The sequence below is a fragment of the Afipia sp. P52-10 genome (assembly GCF_000516555.1).
Taxonomy (GTDB): domain Bacteria; phylum Pseudomonadota; class Alphaproteobacteria; order Rhizobiales; family Xanthobacteraceae; genus P52-10.
In genome coordinates, this window is the sequence record NZ_AZSJ01000003.1 from 719,069 (window position 1) to 743,757 (window position 24,689).

General features: G+C 65.7%; 27 protein-coding genes. 14 read left to right on the top strand and 13 right to left on the bottom strand.

All coding sequences use genetic code 11. From position 1 onward, the window contains the following. Nucleotides 1-46: 46 nt before the first annotated feature. From X566_RS04625 to X566_RS04630, 3 genes are all read left to right on the top strand, one after another. Nucleotides 47-697, top strand: a complete 651-nt coding sequence (locus tag X566_RS04625) for a glutathione S-transferase family protein (RefSeq protein ID WP_034463899.1) — start codon at nt 47-49, stop codon at nt 695-697. Nucleotides 698-884: 187 nt separating this feature from the next. Beyond that, nucleotides 885-1,058, top strand: a complete 174-nt coding sequence (locus X566_RS24960) for a hypothetical protein (RefSeq protein ID WP_160170443.1) — start codon at nt 885-887, stop codon at nt 1,056-1,058. 45 nt (nt 1,059-1,103) lie between these two features. Beyond that, nucleotides 1,104-2,267, top strand: a complete 1,164-nt coding sequence (locus X566_RS04630) for a PQQ-dependent sugar dehydrogenase (protein WP_034463901.1) — start codon at nt 1,104-1,106, stop codon at nt 2,265-2,267. An 18-nt stretch (nt 2,268-2,285) separates the two neighbouring features. Here X566_RS04630 and X566_RS04635 read toward each other — a convergent pair whose 3' ends face one another. Then, complete coding sequence (locus tag X566_RS04635) at nt 2,286-2,651, bottom strand: DMT family protein (protein ID WP_034463904.1); 366 nt, start codon at nt 2,649-2,651, stop codon at nt 2,286-2,288. Between the two features lie 379 nt (nt 2,652-3,030). On the opposite strand from X566_RS04635, the gene X566_RS04640 reads away from it, so the two are divergent. Next, entirely contained in the window at nt 3,031-3,873 is an 843-nt protein-coding gene (locus tag X566_RS04640) for a lysophospholipid acyltransferase family protein (RefSeq protein ID WP_034467887.1), read from the top strand. 30 nt (nt 3,874-3,903) lie between these two features. Here the strand turns inward: X566_RS04640 and X566_RS04645 are convergent, their stop codons facing one another. After that, nucleotides 3,904-4,548 (bottom strand): pyridoxamine 5'-phosphate oxidase family protein, encoded by a 645-nt coding sequence (locus X566_RS04645; protein ID WP_051443876.1) that lies wholly within the window; start codon nt 4,546-4,548, stop codon nt 3,904-3,906. Between the two features lie 101 nt (nt 4,549-4,649). Between X566_RS04645 and X566_RS04650 the strand changes: the two genes are divergently transcribed. Continuing rightward, nucleotides 4,650-5,540, top strand: coding sequence for a LysR family transcriptional regulator (locus X566_RS04650; RefSeq protein WP_034463912.1), 891 nt, complete (start codon nt 4,650-4,652; stop codon nt 5,538-5,540). 138 nt (nt 5,541-5,678) lie between these two features. After that, complete coding sequence (locus X566_RS04655) at nt 5,679-7,112, top strand: homospermidine synthase (protein WP_034467892.1); 1,434 nt, start codon at nt 5,679-5,681, stop codon at nt 7,110-7,112. A gap of 80 nt (nt 7,113-7,192) precedes the next feature. Here the strand turns inward: X566_RS04655 and X566_RS04660 are convergent, their stop codons facing one another. The 9 genes from X566_RS04660 to X566_RS04700 form a co-directional block, all read right to left on the bottom strand. After that, nucleotides 7,193-7,567 carry a hypothetical protein gene (locus X566_RS04660; protein WP_051443877.1) on the bottom strand — a complete coding sequence of 125 codons (375 nt, stop codon included), beginning with the start codon at nt 7,565-7,567 and terminating at the stop codon, nt 7,193-7,195. A 167-nt stretch (nt 7,568-7,734) separates the two neighbouring features. Continuing rightward, nucleotides 7,735-8,760 (bottom strand): WD40 repeat domain-containing protein, encoded by a 1,026-nt coding sequence (locus X566_RS04665; protein WP_034463914.1) that lies wholly within the window; start codon nt 8,758-8,760, stop codon nt 7,735-7,737. Further along, entirely contained in the window at nt 8,757-9,821 is a 1,065-nt protein-coding gene (locus X566_RS04670; protein ID WP_034463916.1) for a GTP-binding protein, read from the bottom strand. Before X566_RS04670 ends, X566_RS04665 begins: the two co-directional genes overlap by 4 nt. Before the next feature lie 120 nt (nt 9,822-9,941). Further along, the gene (locus X566_RS04675; RefSeq protein WP_034463919.1) at nt 9,942-10,874 is read right to left on the bottom strand and encodes a metal ABC transporter substrate-binding protein; all 933 of its coding nucleotides are present in this window, start codon (nt 10,872-10,874) and stop codon (nt 9,942-9,944) included. A gap of 7 nt (nt 10,875-10,881) precedes the next feature. Next, nucleotides 10,882-11,751, bottom strand: a complete 870-nt coding sequence (locus X566_RS04680) for a metal ABC transporter permease (protein WP_034463921.1) — start codon at nt 11,749-11,751, stop codon at nt 10,882-10,884. 6 nt (nt 11,752-11,757) lie between these two features. Continuing rightward, on the bottom strand, nt 11,758-12,516 hold the full coding sequence (locus tag X566_RS04685) for a metal ABC transporter ATP-binding protein (protein WP_034463923.1): 759 nt from the start codon (nt 12,514-12,516) through the stop codon (nt 11,758-11,760). A gap of 8 nt (nt 12,517-12,524) precedes the next feature. Further along, the gene (locus X566_RS04690; protein WP_034463924.1) at nt 12,525-12,746 is read right to left on the bottom strand and encodes a hypothetical protein; all 222 of its coding nucleotides are present in this window, start codon (nt 12,744-12,746) and stop codon (nt 12,525-12,527) included. A gap of 101 nt (nt 12,747-12,847) precedes the next feature. Next, nucleotides 12,848-13,222 carry a fluoride efflux transporter CrcB gene (gene crcB / locus X566_RS04695; RefSeq protein WP_034463925.1) on the bottom strand — a complete coding sequence of 125 codons (375 nt, stop codon included), beginning with the start codon at nt 13,220-13,222 and terminating at the stop codon, nt 12,848-12,850. A gap of 224 nt (nt 13,223-13,446) precedes the next feature. Further along, nucleotides 13,447-14,046: a superoxide dismutase gene (locus X566_RS04700; protein WP_034463928.1), complete on the bottom strand. Its 600-nt coding sequence runs from the start codon at nt 14,044-14,046 to the stop codon at nt 13,447-13,449. A 208-nt stretch (nt 14,047-14,254) separates the two neighbouring features. On the opposite strand from X566_RS04700, the gene X566_RS04705 reads away from it, so the two are divergent. From X566_RS04705 to X566_RS04735, 7 genes are all read left to right on the top strand, one after another. Beyond that, nucleotides 14,255-14,641 (top strand): GNAT family N-acetyltransferase, encoded by a 387-nt coding sequence (locus X566_RS04705; RefSeq protein ID WP_244434763.1) that lies wholly within the window; start codon nt 14,255-14,257, stop codon nt 14,639-14,641. A 127-nt stretch (nt 14,642-14,768) separates the two neighbouring features. Then, nucleotides 14,769-16,199: an MATE family efflux transporter gene (locus tag X566_RS04710; protein ID WP_034463931.1), complete on the top strand. Its 1,431-nt coding sequence runs from the start codon at nt 14,769-14,771 to the stop codon at nt 16,197-16,199. A gap of 163 nt (nt 16,200-16,362) precedes the next feature. After that, nucleotides 16,363-17,778, top strand: coding sequence for an MATE family efflux transporter (locus X566_RS04715; protein WP_034463932.1), 1,416 nt, complete (start codon nt 16,363-16,365; stop codon nt 17,776-17,778). Nucleotides 17,779-17,911: 133 nt separating this feature from the next. Then, nucleotides 17,912-19,366 carry an MATE family efflux transporter gene (locus X566_RS04720; RefSeq protein ID WP_081740055.1) on the top strand — a complete coding sequence of 485 codons (1,455 nt, stop codon included), beginning with the start codon at nt 17,912-17,914 and terminating at the stop codon, nt 19,364-19,366. A 36-nt stretch (nt 19,367-19,402) separates the two neighbouring features. Further along, a complete protein-coding gene (locus X566_RS04725) occupies nt 19,403-19,996 on the top strand; it encodes a TetR/AcrR family transcriptional regulator (protein WP_034463933.1) in 594 nt (197 codons plus the stop codon). 72 nt (nt 19,997-20,068) lie between these two features. Beyond that, entirely contained in the window at nt 20,069-20,875 is an 807-nt protein-coding gene (locus X566_RS04730) for a VOC family protein (protein WP_051443878.1), read from the top strand. Between the two features lie 204 nt (nt 20,876-21,079). After that, nucleotides 21,080-21,526 carry a DUF2147 domain-containing protein gene (locus X566_RS04735; protein WP_081740056.1) on the top strand — a complete coding sequence of 149 codons (447 nt, stop codon included), beginning with the start codon at nt 21,080-21,082 and terminating at the stop codon, nt 21,524-21,526. Between the two features lie 65 nt (nt 21,527-21,591). On the opposite strand, the gene X566_RS04740 is transcribed toward X566_RS04735, so the two are convergent. After that, nucleotides 21,592-22,332: a 2OG-Fe(II) oxygenase gene (locus X566_RS04740; RefSeq protein ID WP_034463935.1), complete on the bottom strand. Its 741-nt coding sequence runs from the start codon at nt 22,330-22,332 to the stop codon at nt 21,592-21,594. 174 nt (nt 22,333-22,506) lie between these two features. Continuing rightward, nucleotides 22,507-23,493: a tripartite tricarboxylate transporter substrate binding protein gene (locus X566_RS04745; RefSeq protein WP_034463937.1), complete on the bottom strand. Its 987-nt coding sequence runs from the start codon at nt 23,491-23,493 to the stop codon at nt 22,507-22,509. 296 nt (nt 23,494-23,789) lie between these two features. On the opposite strand from X566_RS04745, the gene X566_RS04750 reads away from it, so the two are divergent. After that, nucleotides 23,790-24,659, top strand: coding sequence for an SMP-30/gluconolactonase/LRE family protein (locus tag X566_RS04750; protein WP_034463940.1), 870 nt, complete (start codon nt 23,790-23,792; stop codon nt 24,657-24,659). Nucleotides 24,660-24,689 lie beyond the last annotated feature (30 nt).

A 24,689-nucleotide genomic window follows, 5' to 3' on the forward strand; every position in this document is an offset into this window, starting at 1 on the left:
CCGAGGCGTGGAGCCTCGCGGACGCATGCGTTGAAGGGTCGTCGGGATGTATACGCTTTATTCGATGCAACGGTCGGGCAACAGCTACAAGGCCCGGCTGGCATTGGCGTTGCTCTCGACACCGTACCAACTGGTCGAGGTCGACATCCTGCGCGGCGAAAGCCGCACGCCCGATTTCCTGAAAAAGAATCCGAGCGGCCAGGTGCCGCTGCTCGAGGTCGCCCCCAACCGCTACCTCGCCGAATCCAACGCCATCCTGTGGTATCTCGCCGGCGGCTCGCCGCTCGCGCCCGACGACCGCATCGATCGGGCCGAGGCGCTGCAGTGGATGTTCTTCGAGCAGCATGCGCTGGAGCCGAACATCGGCGCCGCCTACTTCTGGCTCGCGCTGGTGCGCGGCGGCCGCGAGTTGCACTCGCATTCGCTGGAGGACTGGATGGAGCGCGGCTATCGCGCGCTGCAGGTGATGGACAATCACCTGAAGACCCACGACTACTTTGCCGCCGGCCGGCTGACCGTGGCCGACATCGCGCTCTACGCCTACACCCATGTCGCCGAACAATGCGATTTCGACCTCGGCGCGTTTCCCGCCATCCGCCGCTGGCTCGACCGGGTGGCGCGGCAGCCGGGCTACGTGGCGATGGACTGGCAGCCCGATCAGGCGGACGAGCGCCACAAGCAGGCCGTCGCCGGCTGACATCTGCGCGCGAGCCTTCGCCCACCCGCAGGCAGAACCGTCCCGGAGGCATCGGCGGGTGTGCCACAATCCCGCCATCGTTTCGACGCGGCGCGCGAGAAATCCCGACAACGGAGCGACAGGATTCTTGGCCATGTTTCAAGACGCGCTGATTCGCGCGCATTGAATTCATCAAGGACTTTGACCCATGAACCGGCCCGCCCTCGAGGCAAAGGGCTTTCAGACCAGTGTGCCGCACGCCTCCGCACGGCGGTATGCGAACGCCCTGGCCACCGTATTGATGGCCGGCGCGCTGACGCTGGCGACGCTGATCGTTGTCGCAACCGTATCGCTGGAAGTCGTGAAGGCTGCGACGCTTTAATCCACAGCACTTAATAGCAACGACGACCGACCGGAGTCGGACGCCATGAAGACGCCTCTCGTCATCGTAACCGCGACGCTGAGCGCGGCGATCGCCGTGACGGCATCGCTGCTGATCGTCACCGCCACGCGCGGCGCCAACGCGACGTTCGAATCCTCGGCAGGTCCGCTCGAGGTAGAGACGGCGGCAAGCGGCCTCGTCCATCCCTGGGGCCTCGCCTTCCTGCCCGACGGCCGCATGCTGGTGACGGAACGGCCGGGCCGGCTGCGCGTCGTCGCCCGCAACGGCCAGATCTCGCCGCCGGTCGCGGGCGTGCCCGGGGTCTGGGCTTCGGGCCAAGGCGGCCTGCTCGACGTCGCGCTCGACAAGGATTTCGCGGGCAACGCGGCGATCTATCTCTGCTATGCGGAGCGCACCTCCGGCGGCGGCCGGACCGCGGTGACGCGCGCGACCTTCAACGACGAGGCCCAGCCGCGGCTGACCAATACGAAGGTGATCTTCCGCCAGGAGGGCCCGCTCTCCTCGGGCAACCACTTCGGCTGCCGCTTCGCGCAAGGCGCGGACGGCAACCTGTTCGTCGCGCTCGGCGATCACTTCGGCCCGCGCGACGAGGCGCAGAACCTCGCCAACCACCTCGGCAAGATCGTCCGCATCGCCCCCGACGGCGCCGTGCCGAAGGACAATCCGTTCGTCGGACGCAATGACGCGAAGCCGGAGATCTGGAGCTACGGCCATCGCAACGTGCAGGCGCTGGCGCTGCATCCCGTCACCGGCAGGCTGTGGGAGATCGAGCATGGTCCGCGCGGCGGTGACGAGGTCAACGTGGTCGAGAAGGGCAAGAACTACGGCTGGCCGGTGATCGGCTACGGCGTCGATTACTCGGGCGCGAAGATCCACCAGGGCACGGCCAAGGACGGCATGGAGCAGCCGGTCAAATACTGGGTGCCCTCGATCGCCCCGTCGGGCATGGCTTTCTACACCGGCAACCTGTTCCCGGCCTGGCGCGGCAGCCTGTTCACCGGCGCGCTCGCCGGCGCCATGCTGGTGCGGCTCTCCCTCGACGGGGAAAAGGTCACCGGCGAGGAGCGGCTGCTGCAGAACCTGAGCGAGCGCATCCGCGACGTGCGACAGGGGCCGGACGGCGCGCTCTGGCTGCTGACCGACAGCCCGGCCGGGCGCGTCCTGCGCGTCTCACCGGCCAAGAAGTAGCCGACGCAGCCGGCAGCCTCACCACTTGTGGAAGATGAAGAACGCGCCCGCAGCGATCAGCGCAAAGCCCGCGGCATGATTCCAGCCGAGCGGCTCCTTCAGGTACAGCACCGAGAAGGCGGCGAACACGAGCAGCGTCACCACCTCCTGGATCGTCTTCAACTGCGCCGCCGAATAGACCTCGCTGCCCCAGCGATTGGCCGGCACCGCCAGGCAATATTCGACGAGGGCGATGCCCCAGCTCACCAGAATGACGAGCGGCAGCCAGGACTGCTTGAACTTGAGGTGGCCATACCAGGCGAAGGTCATGAACACGTTGGAGGCCAGCAGCATCAAAACCGGCAAGAGGAATGGCGTGACAGATGCGGGAAGCGACGCGGGCATGGCGATCCTTGTACGGTTACGGTCCTTGCACACAGCTTTTCGGCGACAAAACGCCGCTTGGCGAGCGCCAGGAGCGGCTGTGGATAACTTTCGCGTCATCGCCATGTAACACGGCGGCCCTAACCGTAGCGTGCGCGGATCGATCCCCGTCCAGATCCGGCACCCCCAAAGCGGTCCCTGTCAGTCGCCGCGTCTGACAGGGATCGCATTTTTTTCCCCTGACCGCGGAACCGCCGATCGGCGCCACTCGCAGCCGACAGAACCGCTGCGTGCGGATATTTCATGCAATGTCCACGCCATGCAGATGCTTGACTCTGATTCCACAAAGCTGAATCCAGAGCCTGCCGCCCGCGCCGATGCCCCGCAAACTTTTGAGCCGATGATCCGCTGCTTTTTCGTTGCCCTCAGCTTCGTGGCCCTGACGCTGGTGCTGCTGCCGTTCCAGCTGATCGGCATGGTCTTCAAGCTGCCGATCCAGCGGAGCATCCCCTATTTCTATCATCGCATGCTGTGCGCGCTGATGGGCGTGCGGATTCGCGAGATCGGCAAGCGCTCGCCGGACTTCCCGCTGCTGATCCTCGCCAACCATGCCTCCTGGCTCGACATCGTCGTCATCACCGCGCTGACGCCGGCGGTGTTCGTCGCCAAGAAGGAGGTCGCAAGCTGGCCGGTGTTCGGCTGGCTCGCCAGGCTGCAGCGCACCGTGTTCATCGATCGCGAGCGGCGACATCGGACCGGCGCCGCGACCCAGGAGATCGCCGAGCGGCTGCTCGGCGGCGACGCGGTGGTGCTGTTCGCGGAAGGCACCTCCAGCGACGGCAACCGCATCCTCCCCTTCCGTTCCGCCCTGATCGGCGCGGTGCATCATGCGATCGGCACCTCGACGCACCACGAGCGCGTCACCGTGCAGCCGCTGTCGCTCGCCTATGTCAATCTCAACGGCCTGCCGATGGGCCGCACGCTGCGCAACCGCGTCGCCTGGTACGGCGATGCCGACCTTATTCCGCATCTGCTCGGCGTCTGCGCCAGCGGCGCGATCGATGTCACCGTCACCTGGGGCGAGCCGGTCTCCTACGACATGAACGCCGACCGCAAGGACATCGCCCGCGTCGCCGAACAGGCGGTGCGGACGATGACCGCGCGCGGGCGACGCATGGGGGACAACGACATCGGCAGCACCGAGCCGGCCACTGCGCCGCCGTCGGTCGCCGCCGTCGGCTGATGCGGCACCACGCCTGCCTTGGTTGCGCGGTTAGCGTCCGGCCTTCAGCCGCGCGACTTGGGCTTCCAGTTCGGCAATGCGCCGGTCGCGCTCGGCGACGACGGGAATGACATCGGCGATGTCGAGCTTCTGCGGAATATGCTGCGGACAGTTGGAATCCCATGCGGCGATCGTGAATACGATCACCTGCTCGGGCCGCGCTGCATAGTCCTTCGGCATCAGGCTTTGCAGCAGCGCCGGATCGTCCTCGATCAGGCGCGCCGTGCCCCAGATCTTGATCCGGCGGCGATTGAGATAATCGATCAGGAACAGATACGCCTTCGGATTCTCGGCGAGGTTTCCGGCGGTGATGTACTGGCGATTGCCGGTGAAGTCGGCGAAGGCGAGCGTCCGCTCGTCCAGCACATGCAGGAAGCCCGGCGGGCCGCCGCGATGCTGGATGTAGGGCTGGCCGTCGGCTGTGGCTGTGGCGAGAAGAAAACTCGTCTGCGCGGCGATGAAGGCGGCAAGATCCTCGGTGACGGTGGTGCGCCAGCCCCGCTCTTCAGCCTTGTGATAGGCGGCGCGCGATCCCTTGCGCGCCTGCACGGCTTTCACCGACGGCGTAAAGGCCACGTCGCTGGCATAGGTCTTCTTGTCTCCAGCCTCCGGCCCGGCTGCGTTCTGGCTCTCCATGGCGGCAAATCCTCGCGACGACCCGCCAAAGATAGGGCGTCCCGAATTCCGGGATAATCACGCTATTTGACAATTTATTATTGCAATTCATAGAATAATTCATGGACCGGTTCGAAGCCATGTCCGCCTTCGTGGCGGTGGTCGATCACAACGGCTTCGCGCCAGCCGCGCGGCGGCTCGGCTTGTCGCCATCCGGCGTGACGCGGCTGGTGGCCGCGCTGGAGGAGCACCTCGGCATCACGCTGCTGCGACGAACCACGCGCTCGATGACGCTGACGGACGCAGGCGCGCGCTACCTCGAACGGGCGCGAAGAATTTTGAGCGAAGTCGCCGAAGCGGAAAGCTCGGCGCAGGCCGAAAGGCTTGCGCCCTCCGGGCGGCTGATCGTTTCGGCGCCGGTGAGCTTCGGCCGCATGCATGTCGCGCCGCTGATGGCGGATTATCTGAAGCAGCATCCGGACGTGTCGGGCGAACTGATGCTGTCGGATCGCTTCGTCAACCTGGTGGAGGAAGGCTACGATCTCGCGCTGCGGATCGGCTTTCTCGCGGACTCGAGCCTGGTCGCCCGCCGCATCGGCGCAACGCGACGCATCGTCGTCGCTGCTCCATCCTACCTGAAGCGCCGTGGCACGCCGCAAACGCCGGACGATCTGCACGCTTTTGATACGATCAGCTTCCGCGGGCTCGGCGACAGCACCGGCTGGCGTTTCGCCGCGAATGGTATCGATCACCGTGTCACAGTGGCGTCACGGTACGCCACCAACAGTGCGGACAGCGCGATCCGGTACGCGGCCGATGGCGGCGGCCTTGCGCAGGTGCTCGCCTATCAAGCCGCGGATGCGATCAGGGAGAAGCGATTGACCATCGTCCTGCAGAACTACGAACGGCCGGCCCAGCCGATCCAATTCGTCTATCCGGCATCGCGCTTGTTGTCTGCGAAAGTCCGAACCTTCGTCGATCTTGCGCTGGCGACGCGTCACTGGGATTTTTAGCCGTGTCGCCGCGCACGCGCGGTTGCGTACGCAATAGTTCCGCTTGATTTCACCGGCCGTTTCGGCTTTGAAGCCGCGCGACGGCATTCGCGCGGCAAAGATCCGCCACTTCCGCCGTTTTTCCGGAGTACTGTGCAGATGACCACGTCCGCCTCGCAGATCCATGCGAAAATTACCGGCCCCATCGTGATGATCGGCTTTGGTTCGATCGGCAAAGGCACCCTGCCGCTGATCGAAAAGCACTTCGACTACGACAAGTCGCGTTTTGTCATCGTCGATCCGCACGAAGACGGCGAGCTCGCCAAGAAGCATGGTGTGCGCTTCATCAAACAGGGCGTGACGAAGGACAATTATCGCGAGCTGCTGGTTCCGCTGCTCACGCAGGGCGGCGGCCAGGGCTTCTGCGTCAATCTCTCGGTCGATACCGGGTCGGTCGACATCATGACGCTGTGCCGCGAGATCGGCGCGCTCTACGTCGACACGGTGGTCGAGCCGTGGCTCGGCTTCTACTTCGACAAGAACGCAGGCCCCGAGAAGCGCTCCAACTACGCGCTGCGTGAGACGCTGCTCGCCGCCAAGCACAAGAGCCCGGGTGGCCCGACCGCGGTGTCCACCTGCGGCGCGAATCCCGGCATGGTGTCGTGGTTCGTCAAGCAGGCGCTGATCAATCTCGCGAAGGACACCGGCCTCAGCGTCAACGAGCCGAAGAGCCGCGAAGGCTGGGGCGAACTGGCGATGAAGCTCGGCGTCAAGGGCATCCACATCGCCGAGCGCGACACGCAGCGCTCGAAGAAGCCGAAGCCGCGCGAGGTCTTCGTCAACACCTGGTCGGTGGAGGGCTTCGTTTCGGAAGGCTTGCAGCCTGCCGAACTCGGCTGGGGCACGCACGAAAAATGGATGCCGGAGAACGGCCGCGAGCACGACTTCGGCTGCAAGGCCGCGATCTATCTGCTGCAGCCCGGCGCCAACACGCGCGTCCGCTCGTGGTGTCCAACGCCGGGGCCGCAATACGGCTTTCTCGTCACCCACAACGAGTCGATCTCGATCGCCGATTACCTGACGGTGCATGACGGCCAGCGCGTCGTCTATCGCCCGACCTGCCATTACGCCTATCATCCGGCCAACGACGCGGTGCTGTCGCTGCACGAGATGTTCGGCGCCGAAGGCAAGATGCAGCCCGCGTGGCACATCCTCGACGAGAACGAGATCGAGGACGGCATCGACGAGCTCGGCGTGCTGCTCTACGGCCATGCCAAGAACGCCTACTGGTACGGCTCGCAGCTCTCGATCGAAGAGACGCGCCGCATCGCGCCGTATCAGAACGCCACCGGCCTGCAGGTGTCCTCGGCGGTGCTCGCCGGCATGGTGTGGGCGCTGGAGAATCCGACCGCCGGCATCGTCGAGGCCGATGAGCTCGACTTCCGCCGCTGCCTGGAAATCCAGTCGCCGTATCTCGGTCCGGTGAAGGGCTACTACACCGACTGGACCCCGCTGGAAAATCGCCCCGGCCTGTTCCCGGAGGATATCGACACCAGCGATCCATGGCAGTTCAGGAACATCCTGGTGCGGTGATCGCTCCGTATTCTTGCGAATGAAAAGGAAATCCCTCCCCGCCTTCCGGCGGGGAGGGATTTTTGTTCAATTGCGTTGCGCTATTTGCGGTCGATCGGCGGCGCGCTCTTTTCAGCCGGAGCCTGCGGCAACGGCGTGCCGGTGACCGGGGGCCGATCCGATGACGCCGGCGGCGACGCGCCGGTGGTCGGCGCGCGGCCATCATTGTCGTCGCGGCCTTGCGGCCGCGCCGGCTCTGGCGGCGGCGTGGTCGGACGCGTTCCGCCTGGGGTGGATTCGGCCGGCGCAGCCGGTGCGCTTTCACTCTGCGGGGCTTGCGCCTGCAATGTCGGTTGCGGCCGCATTTGATACAGCGCACCGCCGATCAGCAGCAAACCCGCCACCAGCATCGCGCTGCCGAACAGGCCGTCCTGCCAGAACGCTCGCCGCTTCTGCTCGTTGACCTGCTCCGTCATGCCAAGATTCCCAGCCGTTGCACACTTCAACTCAGCGATAACGATTCAAGAGGCAGCAGGGTTCCCACGCGCAACACCTGTTGCGAACGCGAGGCCGCCTTCGACAGCGTTTCTCTGGGAGTGTTGTAGCGGAACCAGCCGGTAGCGAACCGGCTGTGCAGGAAGGATCAGAGCGTCAGCAGGCCGGCAGCGCCGTGTTCGGTCGCGAACGCAAGCGTCGCACCCTTGGCATCCCACGCCAGCGCCGATACCGCGGCGCCATCCTTGGCGCGCGCGAGAATCTCCGCACCATCGTTGAGGCGCACCAGCATCACCGTGCCGTCGCTATAGCCCGCCGCCATGATGTCGCTCTTCGGATGACAGGCGACCATGGTGACCTTGCCGGGCAGCGGCGCCAGCATGCCGGGCTCCTTGCCCATTGGCCCGTCCTTGGCGACGAAAGGCCAGATGATGACGCAGTCCGCTCCCGAGGTTGCAAGCCCCTTGCCGCCGACGCTCCACGACATCGAACGCACGCGGCTCGGATAGCCGGTCATGCGCATATGCTTGGCATCGGCCAGGCGCCATCCGTGCAGCGCCGACTCGTGCATGGTGGTGACGAGGAAGCGGCCATCCGGACTGAAGGTAACGCCGAGATGTGAGCCCTTCCACTCCAGGAATTCCGGCGCCGCCTGCGCCATGTTCGGGAACCACAGGGTGACGCCGTTGTAGTGCGCGATCGCCAGGCGAAAGCCCTTCGGCGCGAACGCCAACCCGCCGACGGTCGAGCTCACATCATGCGAGCGTAATTCACCCTTCGGCGGCTGCACGAACGCGGTCTTGCCCGCGGACCAGGCGACCGTGCCATCCGTATGCAGCGCAACGTTATCGATCCAGCGCCGCTTCGCATCGGTGGCGAGCACCTTGACCTCGCCCTTGGCATCAACCGACACCAGCTTGCCGTCGTCGCAGCCGAGCACGGTACGCTTGCCATCCGACGCCGAGCAGAGGATGCCGCCAGCACCCACAGCGACGCGAGAGACCGCGTCATCGGCTCCGACCAGCGCGACCTGCTCCTCCGCGCCGACGAACACCGCATGCTGGCCGAGAAAGTAGGCGGCCGACACCGGACCGCCGAGATCGATCTTGCGGGCGCGATCGGTGATCGAGGTGACGGAGGCCTGCGGGCCCGAGGAATCGAAACCGGCGCTCACGATGCGATGCAGCTCTCGAAGCCGTCGCGGATCGCCTGTTCCGGCAACTCGCGACCGATGAAGACGACGCGGCTCTCGCGCGGCTCGCCGTCCTTCCATTTCCGCTGATGATCGCCTTCCAGCATCATGTGCACGCCCTGGAAGACGTAGCGGTCGTCATCGTCCTTGAAGGCGAGGATGCCCTTGGAGCGGAGAATCTTCTGGCCGTCGCGCTGCACCAGCGTCTGCAGCCAGGGCATGAACTTGTCCGGATCGAGCGGCTTGGCAGTGCGGATCGAAATCGATTGCATATCCTCGTCGTGATAATGCTTCAGCCCGCCATGCGCATGATCGTGATGGTGGTGATGATCGTGGCCATGATCATGATGGTGATGATCGTGATCGTGGTCGTCGCCAGCTTCGAGGAACTCGGGCTCGATTTCCAGAATCCGGTCGAGATCGAACGCGCCGCGCTCCAGCACGTCCTCCAGCTTGACCTGGCAGCGTTCGGTGCGATGCAGCTTGGCGTAGGGATTGATGGCGCGGATCCGCGCCTCGACCTCGGCGAGTTCCGGCTTCGAGACGAGGTCGGTCTTGTTCAGCACGATCACGTCGGCGAACGCGATCTGGTTCTTCGCCTCCGGCGCATCCTTCAGCCGCTCGCTCAGCCACTTCGCGTCGGCCACCGTCACCACCGCGTCGAGCCGGGCATTGCTCTGCACATCCTCGTCGACGAAGAAGGTCTGCGCCACCGGCGCCGGATCGGCAAGCCCGGTGGTCTCGACGATGATCGCGTCGAACTTGCCCTTGCGCTTCATCAGCCCGTCGAGGATGCGCACCAGATCGCCGCGCACGGTGCAGCAGATGCAGCCGTTGTTCATCTCGAACACTTCCTCGTCGGCACCGATCACGAGGTCGTTGTCGATGCCGATCTCGCCGAACTCGTTGACGATCACCGCGTACTTCTTGCCGTGCTGTTCCGACAGGATGCGGTTCAACAGCGTGGTCTTGCCGGCGCCGAGATAGCCGGTGAGCACGGTGACGGGGATTTTCTCGGAGGTCGCGGATTTCGCATCGGACATGGCAAGACGCTCGAACTGCTTGGATGGCTCCCCGGACAGCGGAGAACGGACGGCTGTCTAGCGCACTCCGGCGTTCGAGGCGACCCCTGCCCTGCTCATGGCGATGGGAAAAGGATGGCGTCAGCCCGCCAGCGCGTTAGCCAGGGTCCTTATATTGTGTCTGATCATGTCAATGTAAGTGGCCGCATCGCCCTTTTCATTGGTCAGGCTGTCGGAGAACAGCGTGCCGCCGAGCTTGGCGCCGGATTCCTGCGCGATCCGCCGCATCAGCCGAGGATCGCTCACATTTTCCAGAAACACGGCCGGAATCTTCTGCGCCTTGATCTGGGTGACGATGCGGGCGACATCCTTCGCGGTGGCCTCCGATTCCGTGGACACGCCCTGCGGAGCGATGAAGGCGATGCCGTAGGTGTCGGCCAGATAGCCGAACGCGTCGTGGGTGGCGATCAGCTTGCGCCGGTCGGCCGGGATGGTCTCGACGGCCTGCCGCACCTCGCGTTCCAGGTCGTCGAGCGCCTTGAGGTAGCGTTCGGCGTTGGCGCGATAGGTCTCCGCCCCCGCCGCGTCGGCACCGATCAACGCATCGCGGATGTTGGCGACGTAGATCTTGGCATTGGGCACCGACTGCCACGCATGCGGATCGGTCTCGTCGTCGTGGTGATGCCCGTGCGCATGGGTATGGTCGTCGGCCTTGGCCTTGCGCGGCGTGATGCCCTTGGTCGCAACGACGACCGCAGCCTTGTTGCCAGCCGCCTTGACCAGCCGCGCGAGCCAGCCCTCGAAGCCGAGCCCGTTGACGATGACGAGCTTGGACGCAGCCACATTGCGCGCATCCGCCGGCGTCGGCGTGTAGACATGGGCATCGCCACCGGGCCCCACCAGCATCGACACCTCGACGCGATCGCCGCCGACGTTCCTGGCGAAGTCCGCCAGGATCGAGAAGCTGGCGATCACCTTCAGCTTGTCCTGCGTCTCCTGCGCGGGCGCGGCTTTCACACCCAGCGCAGCCATCACGGCGAGACAGCAGGCTTGCAGCAACGCACGACGGATCATGACAGCCTCATGCTTCGAGATGGCGCCCCGGAAACAGCTGCCGCAACAGGCCGCTGACCGGGCCGAACAGCAGCGACACAAGATAGACCAGCGCCGTGACGAGAATAATCGCCGGTCCCGGCGGCACCTTGGTAAAGAACGACAGCACCAGCCCGGCATAACCGGAGACGATCGCGGACGCGACCGCGATCACGATCATCATCGACAGATCGCGCGCCCAGAAGCGGGCGATGCCCGCGGGCAGCACCATCAGCCCGACCGCGAGCAGCGTGCCGAGCGCGTGGAAGCCGTTGACGAGGTTGATCACCACCAGCGCGAGAAAGGCGAGATGCGCCGGCGCCCCGGCGCGGCTGACCGAGCGCAGGAACAGGGGATCGACGCACTCCATCACCAGCGGCCGCCAGATCAGCGCCAGAACGACCAGCGTCACCGTGGCATTGATGGCGATGGCGAGCAGCGTCTGGTCGTCCAGCGCCAGCACGTTGCCGAACAGAACGTGCAGCAGATCGATGTTGGTGCCGCGAATCGAGACGATGGCAACGCCGAGCGCGAGCGAGAACAGATAGAACGCCGCGAGCGACGCGTCTTCCTTCAATTCGGTGACGCGGGCGACGAGGCCCGCCAGCAACGCCACCGTGAAGCCCGCGATCAGCCCGCCGACAGTCATCGCGATCAGGTTGAGCCCCGACAGCAGGAAGCCGATCGCAGCCCCCGGCAGGATCGCATGGGCCATCGCATCGCCGACCAGGCTCATCCGCCGAAGCATCAGGAATACGCCGATCGGCGCGCCGCCCAGCGCCAGCGTCAGCATGCCGGCCAGCGCCCGGCGCATGAACTCGAACTCGACGAAGGGACCGATCAGGACGTCGTACAGCATGGACGATCAGGCTGCCCGGGCCGGTGACGGCGCATCGGCCGCGCACGCCGCCGCATGCTCGTCGAATGCTTCGCACATGCGCCGCGCGATCGCGAGATTGTCTGCGGTCAGCACCTCGGCGGTGTTGCCCCAGGCCACCGGCTCGCGCGCCAACAGCAGCGTCTCCGGAAAACTCGCCCGCACCAGGTCGATGTCGTGCAGCGCCGCCAGCACCGTGCGGCCCTCGCCATGCCAGCGCTGCACCAGCGCCAGCAGGTCGGCGGAGGTCTTCGCATCGATGGCGTTGAACGGCTCGTCGAGGACGATCAGCCGCGCATCCTGCAAGAGCAGCCGCGCGAACAGCATGCGCTGCATCTGCCCGCCCGACAGCGTGCCGATGGCGCGCGCCTCGAATCCCGTCAATCCCACCATCTGCAGCGCATGCTCGATCCGGTCGTGCTCGCGCCGCCCGATGCTGCCGAACAGGCCGGTCTGGCGCCATAGGCCCATGCTGACGAAATCGAACACCGCAATCGGAAACGTGCGGTCGATGTCGGCGATCTGCGGCAGGTAGGCGACCTCGCGCGGGCGTAAGCCGCCGAGCGCGATGCTGCCCGACAGCGGCTTCAGCATGCCGACGACGCCGCGGAACAGGGTGGATTTGCCGGCGCCGTTCGGCCCGACGACGGCGACCAGCGCACCGGGCTGCACGTCGCCGCTGAGATGATGCACGGCCGGATGCCGATCGTAGCCGAGGGTGACGTCGCGAAATGCGAGCATGCTCATGGGCCGCCTCATGTCATCGACAGGACGACGGCGCCCCACAGGGCGGCGCTGGCAAGGGCTGCCACCAGCAGCCGAACCCCGACCGACAGCCGCATGAACGACAGCGACAGCGCCGCCGGCGGATGCGGCGCGGTGTCCGCATGGGCGTGATGCGCGTGGCCGTGATGGTGGCCTTGCGCATGGTCATGACCATAGTGATCGTGCGCGTGGGAATGGTCGTGCGAGGACATGGACTTAATGTTATAATATAACATCTACACTGTCCAGAACTTCAAACCTTTGGCGATCAAGGGCTTTGTCGGTTAACCGGCGTTTACCAAGCGTCGGACGGTCAGGCGAACTGGCGCATCAGCATCAGGCCCGCGAACAGGCCGAGCACGGACACCGCCACCGACACCGCGACATAGCCGAGCGCCAGGCCGAGCTCGCCGCGCTCATACAGCAACATGGTGTCCAGCGAGAAGGCGGAGAAGGTGGTGTAGCCGCCGAGGATGCCGGTCATCAGGAACAGCCGCCAGCTCTGCGCCGCATCGCCCTTGAAGGCGAAGTAGCCGGCGAACAGCCCCATCACGATCGAGCCGGTGATGTTCACGGTCAGCGTGCCGAACGGAAAGCCGATGCCGAACGCGCGCGCACACAGCACGTTCACCATGTGGCGCAGCATCGAACCGATGCCGCCGCCCAGAAACACCAGAAGATAGTTCATGACGTCCCGAGACCGTGAGGAATCCCAACCGAGGCCCTGATGATGGTGAAAAACGACCGCAACTCAAGCGTCATGCAATCAAGCGTCATGCCATGGTGGCGACCACGCGTGTCGCGGCTATGTGCATAACGATGTGCATGACGGGCACGACGATCCTGCGCATCACGAAAACGGGGGCCGCATCGCTGCGGCCCCCGTTCGTTTCAGATGCGTGTGCGCGGCAATCACGCCGCCTTCGAGAACAGGCCCTCGACGTATTCCCAGTTCACCAGGTTCTCGACGAACGCCTTCAGATAATCCGGGCGACGGTTGCGATAGTCGATGTAGTAGGAGTGCTCCCACACGTCGCAGCCAAGGATCGGCGTCGCGCCATGCACCAGCGGGCTCTCGCCGTTCGCGGTCTTGGAGATTTCGAGCTTGCCGTTCTTCACGGCGAGCCAGCACCAGCCCGAGCCGAACTGACCGACGCCTGCGGCGATGAAGTCTTCCTTGAACTTGGCAAAGCCGCCGAGATCCTCGTCGATCTTCTTGGCGAGCTTGCCCGGCAGCTTGTCGCCGCCGCCATTCGGCTTCATCCAGTTCCAGAAATGCAGGTGGTTGTAGTGCTGGCCAGCATTGTTGAAGAGCGCGGCGTTCTTGCCGAACGAGCCCTTGACGATTTCCTCCAGCGACTTGCCCTCGAATTCCGTGCCTTTCAGCAGGTTGTTGCCATTGGTGACATAGGCCTGGTGATGCTTGTCGTGGTGATATTCCAGCGTTTCCTTCGACATATAGGGCTGGAGCGCTTCATAAGCGTAGGGCAAATTCGGAAGCGTGAAGGTCATGGATATAGTCCGCTCTGGTGGGAGGTCCTGACTAACGCTGCATCGCGGAACTGGTTTCGCCACACATCGTAGGTCAGCATGCGGATCGACATTAGCCCCGGAGACCCGACATGGGAAGCGGTGGAACCGCTTCTCGAAACCGCCGCACGTCCGGGAAATCCTTGCCTGGAAGGATGTCGTTTGGTCGCACGCGAGCCGGCGTGTCCTCATCCGGGACGATGCTCCGCCGCATGACGTGGTGTGTCATGTCGGTCTGTTCGAACGTCAGGCGCTGTGGAATGACAGGCCGGTGACGCTCGGCGGCATCGGCGGCGTCGCCACCCGGCCGGACCGGCAGAGATCGGGCCTCGCATCGGCGGCCATGAAGCAGGCGACCGCCTGCTTTGCGCGCGAGGGAAAGGATTTCGCCGTTCTGTTCTGCGAACCGCACAACCATGCCTTCTATCGCAACCTCGGCTGGCATGAATTCGGCGGCGCGGTGTTCTGCGAGCAGCCGCAGGGACGCATTCGCTTCGCGGTGATGGCGACTTTCGTCTATGGTCTGCAGCTTGCCCCGCGCGACGGCACAATCGACCTGCGCGGACTGCCATGGTGACATGCGCGTTTCGCGCGCGAGCGGCGGCGGCAAAATGCTATATTTGACGTCTTGCGCCGACTGCCCTGTTTGACGGCCAGAACCAGAGCGCTGCACACCAAAACGCAGCGCATTCCCGGGGGAAACCATGGCCGATCTCGGACAGACGGAGGTTGCTGCGACTCAGCCTGAGCCGCCCGCGGCACCTGCCACCGGCCGGCCGCAGAACTACATCCTCGAAGGGCCGATCACGTCGACGCTGCTCCGTCTCGCGACACCGAACATCCTGGCGATGGGGGCCGGCATCAGCGTGCTGATCGCCGAAACCACCTATATCGGCCTGCTCGGCATCGCGCCGCTCGCCGCCATCGCGCTGATGTTTCCGCTGATCATCCTGATGATGACCATGTCCGGCGGGGCAATGGGCGGCGGCGTCGCCTCGGCGATCGCGCGCGCAATGGGCGCCGGCGACACCCATCGCGCCTCGACGCTGGCGCTGCACGCGCTGACCATCGGCATCGCCGTCGGCGCCACCTTCAGCGTGCTGCTCTTGGTGTTCGGCGAGCAACTGCTGATCTGGATGGGCGGCCGCAACGATGTGCTGCGCGAGGCGAAGGCGTTCTCGCAGATCTACTTTTCCGGTGTGGTGCTGATCTGGGTGATGAATACGCTGGTGGCGATCCTGCGCGGCACCGGCAACATGGCGCTGCCGTCGATGATCGTGTTCTCGTCGGCCGCCTGCCAGATCATTCTCGGCGGCACGCTAAGCCTCGGCCTGTTCGGCGTGCCGCAATTCGGCATCCGCGGCATCGCCGTCGGCCAGCTCTCCGGCGTCGCCATCGGTGTCGCGGTGATGGGCTGGTACATTCTCTCCGGCCGCAGCCGCGTCTCGCTGCGCGTGCCCAATTTTCAGTTTCATCGCGAGATGTTCACCGACATCCTCAAGGTCGGCGCCCTCGCCTGCTTCTATCCGGTGCAGTCGGTGCTGACCGCCGGTGTGCTGACCTCGATGCTCGCGCATTTCGGCCCCGAAGTGCTGGCGGCCTACGGCATCGGCGCGCGGCTGGAATTCTTCCTCACCTCGATCGCGTTCTCCTGCGGCGTCGCCTCGGTGCCGATGGTCGGCATGGCGGTGGGCGCCGGACGGATTCGCCGCGCCCGCCGGGTCGCCTGGACCGGCGCCGTGATCTCCGCTGTCGGCGTCGGCGCGCTGGTCGCCCCGCTGGCGCTGTTCCCGGATCTATGGACCGGCCTGTTCACCGAAAACCCGACCGTGCGCAAGGCGGCCGGCCAATACCTGCTGATCGCCGGCCCGATGTTCTCGCTGCTCGGCGTCGGCATCTCGCTCTACTTCTCCTCGCAGGGCGCGGCGAAGGTGCTGGGCTCGGTGCTGGCGCAGTCGGTGCGGCTCGCGGTGGTGATCCTCGGCGGACTGTGGCTGATGAAGACCGACGCGGGCTACATCTGGTTCTTCGTGCTGGCGGGTGCGGCGATGGCTTCGTTCGGACTGTTCACCGCCGCAACCGTCCGCCTCACCTCCTGGGGCACCGAATTGCGGCCCACCCCTCAAGCCTCATGAGGCTTGAGTTGCATGGGTGCACCGCGCGCGGCGCAAGGCGTCTGCGCCTCATGTGCGCCGCGCCCAGGTCCATTCCGAAAACTCGCTTCCCACCCACCCGCCGACGTGCCCTAAAGGCCGGTGCGGGGATGCGAGAACGTCCATGGCCGCATCCGGAAGACTGATGGCAAACGCCCACGTTGCGCGCACCACAAGCCCGAGCGAACCGCCGCCGCCGCGCGCGCCGCTGCCCAATCCGCTGCTCGACGATCCGATCCTGCCGCGGCTGTTGAAGCTCGCGGGACCGAACGTGCTCGCCCTCACCGCCGGCATCGGCGTGGTGGTGGCGGAAACCTCCTACATCGGCCGGCTCGGCACCGAGCCGCTAGCGGCGATGGCGTTGGTGTTCCCGTTCGTCATCCTGACCATGACCATGTCCGGCGGCGCGGTCGGCGGCGGCGTGTCCTCGGCGGTCGCCCGTGCGCTCGGCGCCGATGACGATGACCGCGCGTCCGCGCTCGCGTTGCACGCGCTGCTCATCGCAGTCTGCTTCGGCCTGACCTTCACCATCGTCATGCAGGTGTTCGGGCGCGACCTGCTGGCGCTGCTCGGCGGCCGTGGCCGGGTGCTGGAAGAGGCGGTGAGCTATGTCCGCATCTTCTTCGCCGGCGTGGTGATCCCCTGGCTGATGCAGACGCTGTCGTCGATCCTGCGCGGCACCGGCAACATGAAGCTGCCGTCGGCGATGCAACTGAGTTCGGCGGCGATCCAGATCGTGCTCGGCGGCTCGCTCGCGCTCGGCCTCGGCCCGTTTCCGCAGCTCGGCATGCGCGGCGTCGCCACCGGAACGCTGATCGCGTTTTCCGTCGCCGTCACCAGCATGGCGCTCTATCTTTTGTCCGGCCGCAGCCGGGTGAAGCTGCGCGTCAAGGCGTTCCGCTTCCAGCGCGAGATGTTCTTCGACATCCTGAAAGTCGGTGCGGTGGCGATGTTCTCGCCGCTGCAGGTGGTGCTGGCCGCGACCATCTTCACCCACCTGCTGGCGCGCTTCGGCACCGAGGTCCTCGCCGGCTACGGCATCGGCACAAGGCTCGAATTCATGCTGACCTCGATCGCGTTTGCAGTCGGCGCGGCATCGACGCCGATGGTCGGCATGGCGATCGGCGCCGGCAACGTCACCCGTGCCCGCCGCGTCGCCTGGACCGCCGGTCTCGTTTCCTTCATCGCGGTCGGCTCGGTCGGCACCTTCATCTCGATCTTCCCGCATCTGTGGGTGAACCTGTTCACCGACGATCCTGGCGTGCGCGCGGCGAGCCATCGCTACCTGTCGATCGCGGGCCCGATGTTCGCCTTCATCGGCCTCAACATGTCGCTCTATTTCTCATCGCAAGGCGCGGCGAAGATCATCGGCCCGGTGTTCTCGCAGACGCTGCGGCTCGCCTTCATCGGCCTCGGCGGCCTGTGGCTCGCCACCATCGATGCATCGCCCACCACCTATTTCATCCTGACCGCGAGTTCGATGGTGCTGCTCGGCGGCTTCTGCGCGCTGGTGGTCTGGCTGACGCCGTGGACGCCACGGCACCCGCCGCGCAAGCCCTGAACCCACCCATCGGCGCCCGCGAGGGTACGCCGCATCGCAGCCATGACAAATCATGAGCCGCGGCCGCCTTCTTTTTTGATATGATGATAATAATATTTCGGACGTCGCCACCCGGGGCGCAGGAACAACAAAAATGACCGACGATACGATCGACGCGACGTCCCGCCTGGCCACCGCGCCGCGCCAGCCCGCCCCAACCAAGGGGATCGCTGCGAACGCCAACGAGCCGACGAAGCCCAACCCGGTGTTCGAAGGACCGATCTTGTCGATCCTGCTGCGGTTCGCACTGCCGAACATGGCATCGGTGAGCGCAGCAACCCTCGTTGTCATCGCTGAGACGAGCTACATCGGCCTCCTCGGCCTCGAGCCGCTGGCCGCGATCGCCTTGGTGTTTCCGTTCGTCATCCTGATGGGAATGATGTCGGGGGGCGCGATGGGTGGCGGCGTGTCGTCCGCGGTCAGCCGCGCGCTTGGTGCCGGCGACCTGACGCGCGCCTCGACGCTCGCGCTGCATGCGCTGATCATCGGCCTGGGTGGCGGCCTGCTGTTCTTGACCGTGATGCTCGTGTTCGGACCGACATTCTTTGCCGCCCTCGGCGGCAAGGGCCGCGTGCTCGACGAAGCGACCGCCTATGCCAACGTGCTGTTCATCGGCGCCATCGGCATGTGGCTGTCGAACACCTGCGCGTCGATCCTGCGCGGCACCGGCAACATGCGGCTGCCGTCGGCAACGCTGCTGACGATTGCCGCCTGCCAGATCGCCATCGGCGGCACGTTCGGCCTCGGCCTGTTCGGTCTGCCGCAGCTCGGCATGCCCGGCGTCGCGTCCGGCCATTTGATCGCCTACACCGGCGGCGCGGCGTTCCTGTTGTTCATGCTGTTCAGCGGCCGCAGCCGGCTGAAGCTGAATTGGCGCGCCTTCCGCCCCGACCGCGCGATGTTTGCCGACATCCTGAAGGTCGGCGCGGTGGCCTGCCTGTCGCCGCTGCAATCGGTGGCGACGGTGCTGATCTTCACCCGCCTGCTCTCACGCTACGGAACGATCACGCTCGCCGGTTATGGCATCGGCGCGCGGCTTGAATTCATGCTGGTGCCGATCGCCGCCTCGATCGGACAAGCCTCGCTGCCGATCGTCGGCATGAATGTCGGCGCCGGCAACGTCGAGCGCGCACGCAAGGTCGCCTGGGCCGCAGGCCTGCTCTCCGGCGGCATCATCGGCGCGATCGGCCTCGTGCTGGCGATCGCGCCGGACCTGTGGGCGGCGCGCTTCACCGACAACACCGAGGTGCTCGCCTCGGCGCGGCAATACTTCCACATGGCCGGTCCCGGCTTCGGCTTCCTCGGCCTCGCGCTGAGCCTCTATTTCGCCTCGCAGGGCTCCGGCAAGATCGTCGGCCCGGTGCTGGCGCAGAGCGGACGGCTGGTGGTTGTCGTCGTCGGCGGGCTCGCGCTGCTGGCCCTCGACGCGCCGGGCTGGTGCCTGTTCCTGCTCGCGGCAGCGTCGATGGTGGTGTACGGTGGCCTCGCAGCCCTGTCAGTCTGGCTCACGTCATGGGGACCGGCCCGTCCGGTATCGAAACCGGCGTAGCCTTGAGGAGAGCGAGCTTCGGGAGAGAGCTTGGCGATGCGTTACGGCAAGGATCACAAGGAAGAAACGCATAAGCGTGTGGTGGAAGCGGCGGCGCGGCGCTTTCGCAAGGATGGCATCGGCTCGACCGGCGTGGTCGATCTGATGGCGGACGCCGGTCTCACCCATGGCGGCTTCTATGCGCACTTCGCCTCGAAGGAGACCCTGGTCAAGGAAGCGCTGGTGGCGGCCTCGATCAAGAGCCGCGCGCATCTGCAGATGCAGATCGACGAAGCGCGGGCCACAGGCCGCGATCCGCTGGAGGCGATCGTGCGCTCCTACCTGACGATCGGCCATCGCGACCGCCCCGAGCGCGGCTGCTGCGTCGCCGCGCTGGGCTCCGAGATTGCCCGCCATCCGCGCAAGACCCGTGAAGCCTTCACCGAAGGGCTGGAGAAGACGTTCGGCATCATCGCCGGCACGCTGCCGGACCGCGTACCGAACCGCAAGGAGCGCGCCTGTGCGATCTTCTCGATCCTGGTCGGCGCCCTGCAGATTTCCCGCGCCATCAGCGACAGCGCCACGTCGCAGACCGTGCTCGACGCCGCCGTCGCAGCCGCGCTGCAAATTGGCCGCTGCACCGAAGCCTGATCCTCGAGCCTGGTGCTCAAGCCTGATGCTCACCTGGCTTTTCGCTTTTCTCGCCCGTCGGAGTCCCTTGCGATGATCACCGCCGTCAACCACCTCGCCTTTGCCGCACACGATGTCGAGGCGGTCGCCTCCGACTACGAGATCGTGCTGGATCGCAAGGCCGAGCGTTACCATGCCGCCGACGGCTCGCCGTTCTGCCGCTTTCAACTCGCCAACGTCGCTCTGGAGATATCCGCGGCAAACGGTCGCGCCGAAGGCCTGACCGGACTCGGCTTCGAAGTCGGTGACATCAAGAGCACCGTGCACAAGCTGCAGCGCCGCGGTCTCGCGATCGGAGCGATCACCGACCAGACCTTCAAGAGCCCGTCCCACGCCATCGCCCGGCACCACGCGGAGATCGATCCGGCCTCGACGCACGGCGTGCGCTTCTCGCTGGTCGAGACGCTGAGCGAACCGACCCCTCACATGACATCCAGCGTCAGCGGCCTCGACCATGTGGTGATCCGCAGTCCTAATCCCGAGCGCGCGGTCGCACTCTACGGCGGACGGCTCGGCCTCGACTTCGCGCTCGACCGCACCAATGCGGATTGGGGTTCGCGGCTGCTGTTCTTCTGGTCGGGCGGCGTGCGGGTGGAGATCGGCCATGCGCTCGCGAAGGGCGTCTCCGACAAGCCGGACTCGCTGTGGGGGCTTGCCTGGCGTGTCGACGATGCGGCGCGGACACAGCAGCGCTTGCAGCAGGCCGGCATCAACACGTCGGAGGCCAAGGCCGGCCGTAGGCCAGGCAGCCAGGTGCTGACGGTGCGCGAGCGGACCGGCAATGTGCCGACCATCATGCTGAGCGCCACGCAGAAAGAGGCAGACGTTACGGCCGCCTGAGCGATGAATAGACAAGTTTGCAACACAGCGAGAGATTTGATTCAGCAAACCTGAATCGAGCCGCGCGTCGCCCTAGAACCGTCACCTTGTTGATGCGAAGAGAACGAGCACGCGCCGTCGCGCGAATGCTGCCGGCAGGATGTCCGGCTTAGCTGAAAACAGATGGGGGCTCCGGTGAGACTGCCTGCACTTACAGGTTTCGCAATGACGTTGGTTGCGGCGATGGTGCTGGGAACATCCACCGCGCGAAGCCAGAGCGATCCGTCAGGCATCTGGCTCACGCAAGCGGGTGACGCACAGGTGCATGTGCATCAGTGTGGCGGCGGCATTTGCGGTAAGATCGTCTGGCTGCGTGATCCGATCGACAAAAATACCGGCCGGCCGCAGATCGACGACAAGAATCCCAACCCGGCCCTCGCCCGCCGCCCGGTGATGGGCATGACCATCTTCTCGACCATGCAGCCGACCGCAGCCAACCGCTGGAGCGGCCGCATCTACAACGCCGACGATGGTCAGACTTACGCCGCCAATCTGACGCTGCAGTCGGCAAACGTGCTCGAGGTGCAAGGCTGCATGGGCGCCCTGTGCGGCGCCGAGACGTGGCGGAAAGTCTCCGATGCCCCCGGTGCCAAGAAGAAGAGCGCGAAATAACGCGCTGCTTCCTGCGTGATAGCTGCGCATCTTGGATTGCTGCGCATCGCCACACGGGCATCAGCTTACATCGCGTCATGAAAGATGATGCCGAGGGTGTGGCGCTGTCCGGCGCGCACCCGGCTGACGCCGTGGCGCAGGTTGACGCGATAGCTGCCGCGCGTGCCCCGCACAGGGCGATGATGCACGGCGAACACCGCCGCCTCCCCCTGACGCAGCGGCACCACCTCGGCGCGTGACTGCATACGCGGCCGCTGCTCGGTGAGCACGAATTCCCCGCCTTCGAAATCGCGGCCCGGCTCCGACAGCAGGATCACCACCTGCAGCGGAAACACATGTTCGCCATAGATGTCCTGATGCAGGCAATTGTAATCGCCTTCGCGATAGCGCAGCAGCAGCGGCGTCGGCCGCGCCTGGCCGGCCTTGTGGCACTGTCGGATGTAGTCGGCATGGGCCGCCGGATAGCGCGCCGCAATTCCCATGGTTTCGTTCCAGGCATTGGCGGCGGGCGCGAGCCCCGCATAGAGCGCAGGACGCAGCGCCGCGATCAGCTCCGGCAGCGGATAGGCGAAGTACTTGTACTCGCCTTTGCCGAACCCATGGCGCGCCATGATGACGGTGCTGCGGAAGAGCCCATCCCGGTCGTAGAGCCCGGCGAGATCGCGGCACGCCTGCACCGACAGCAGCCGCCCGAGCGGCGCCCAGCCGGATTGATCGAGATGCGCAGTCACCTGCGTCCAGTCGATCGCGTCCGCGCGGAGCATGCGCTCCGGTGCGGCCTGTTTGCTGCTTGCTGTCGCGCCCATGCCTGAAGTCCCGTGATCAAGACACGAGACCTAACGCAGGACTGGCGCAAGCAGCCACCCGTTTCCTGATCCGCCTCCGCCGCAACGCCTCTTCCCGGCGGAGGCCGAACGATTTTCCGGCGAAGGCAACTGGTGGCGCGCGGCCCTGCACGGCCGCGCGGCGCGATCGCGCCCTCAGTCTTTCCTGGCGAGCCCCAGCCGCTCGATCAGCGCCTTCTCGACCTTCATCTGCTCGGCGACGAACTTTCCATAATCCGCCGTGTTCAGATAGTTCGGCGTCATCTCGTAGCGGTCGAGCGCTTCCAGCACCGCAGGCTCATGGATCGCCTTGGCGAAGGCGTCGTGGATCTTGGCGACGACCTTGGGGTCCATCCCCTTCGGCCCGCCGACACCCCATGGCGATTCGATCACGAGACCGTAGCCAAGCTCCTTCAGCGTCGGCACGCCGGGGAACGCCTTGCGCGGCTCCGACGTCCAGACGTTGAGGTAGCGTGCCTTGCCGGTGTCGACCAACGGCTTGGCGGCGGCGATGCTGCCCGCCCCGAGCATCACATGCCCGCCGGCGACCGCAGCCACCACCTCGGCCGTGCCCTTGAAGGGAACGTGCGTCAGCTTGACGCCGATCTTCTCGGCGATCTGCTCGACGCCGAGATGCAGCGAGCCGCCCGCACCCGGCGAACCATATGTCACCTTGCCGGGATTGGCCTTGGCGTAATCGATGAACTCCTGCCAGGTCTTGAACGGCGCCGCCGTGCTTGCGTACATGCCGAACACGTAGCCGGTCAGATGCACGATGTAGGTGAAGTCGTCGGCGCTCCACGAGGTCTTCTGCATGTAGGGCAGCCGGAAGATCGGCACCGTGATCTGGCCGATGGTGTAGCCATCCGGCTTGGCGCTCGCGCCCATCACCGCGATGCCGACGGTGCCCGAGCCACCGGCCTTGTTGTCGATGATGATCGGCTGGCCGAGATGCTTCTGCGCCGCTTCGGCGATGGCGCGCATCGCCACATCGGTCGGCCCGCCCGCGGGCCAGGGCACGATCAGCGTGACCGGGCGAGCCGGAAAATCCTGTGCCAACACCGGGCTGGACGGTACTGTACCGCACAACGGCAGCAGACCCGCCATCGCTCCGAGAATAGAACGCCTGAACCGCGACGACATGAACCTGCTCCTTGGGTTGTTCGATTTTGCCGGCACATTAGTCAGCCTCCATCATGCCGACAACGCCGATGCACGCATGGCGATCGCGAGAAATGGCGCGGCTGGAAACGATTCAGGCGGCTCGCGCCTCCTGCAACGCAATCTCCGGGCGCGCGGCTTGCCGCCTCGTCCGCGCGCATTTTACATCCGTAAATCTCGTCGGCGCGGCCGACGCGCAAGGTTCGCCGGTTGCGAAACGCGAGTGCAGCCCGCACACTGCGGCCCGACCGACAATGCCCAACGACAAGGGATAGCCCGTGAAGATCGATATCCTTGACACCATCCCCGACATGCTCGGTGAGAGCCCGCTGTGGGATGCGCAGAGCCAGCGGCTGTTCTGGGTCGACGTGGTCAACAGCACCGTGCGGGCGCTCGATCCCGCCACCGGCAAGGAGCAGGCGTGGACGGCGCCGAGCCACATCGGCTCGATCGGGCTCGCGCCGAACGACAGCCTGATCCTCGCGCTGCAGGATGGCTTCTACCGGCTGCACCTGCCATCGTCGGCGATCGAACTGATCGCGCGGCTGCCGACGGTCGATCCGCGCGCCCGGCTGAATGACGGCAAGATGGATCGCCAGGGCCGCTACATCTGCGGCAGCATGGGTCTGCATGCCGATCCGATCGGCGTGCTGTATCGCCTGACCGCACCGGCCGCACTCGAGCCGCTCGCCGACGGCATTCGCATTTCCAATGCGATCTGCTTCAGCCCGAAGGGCGACCGCCTGTACTTCGCCGACAGCATGGCGCAGGCGATCGTGGTGCGCGACTACGATGGCGACGGAACGGCGGTCGGCGAGCCACGCCTGTTCCTCGACATCAAGCCGCTGAACTCGGCACCGGACGGCGCTACGGTGGATAGCGACGGCAATCTCTGGGTGGCGCTGGTGCGGACCGGGCAGATCGCGCGCGTCGCTCCGGACGGCAAGGTGGCGGCGATCATCGACCTGCCGGTCGATTATCCCTCCTGCCCGGCGTTCGGCGGCGCGAACATGGATACGCTGTTCGTCACCTCGATCCGCGACTCCGGCACCGGGCGGATGGTGTCCAAGCACGAGAACGCCGGCAAGGTGTTCGCCCTCACCGGCCTGGGGGTCACGGGCCTGCCGGAAACACGCTTCCAGGACTGACGACGAGACCACCGCCGACAATCAGCGCGC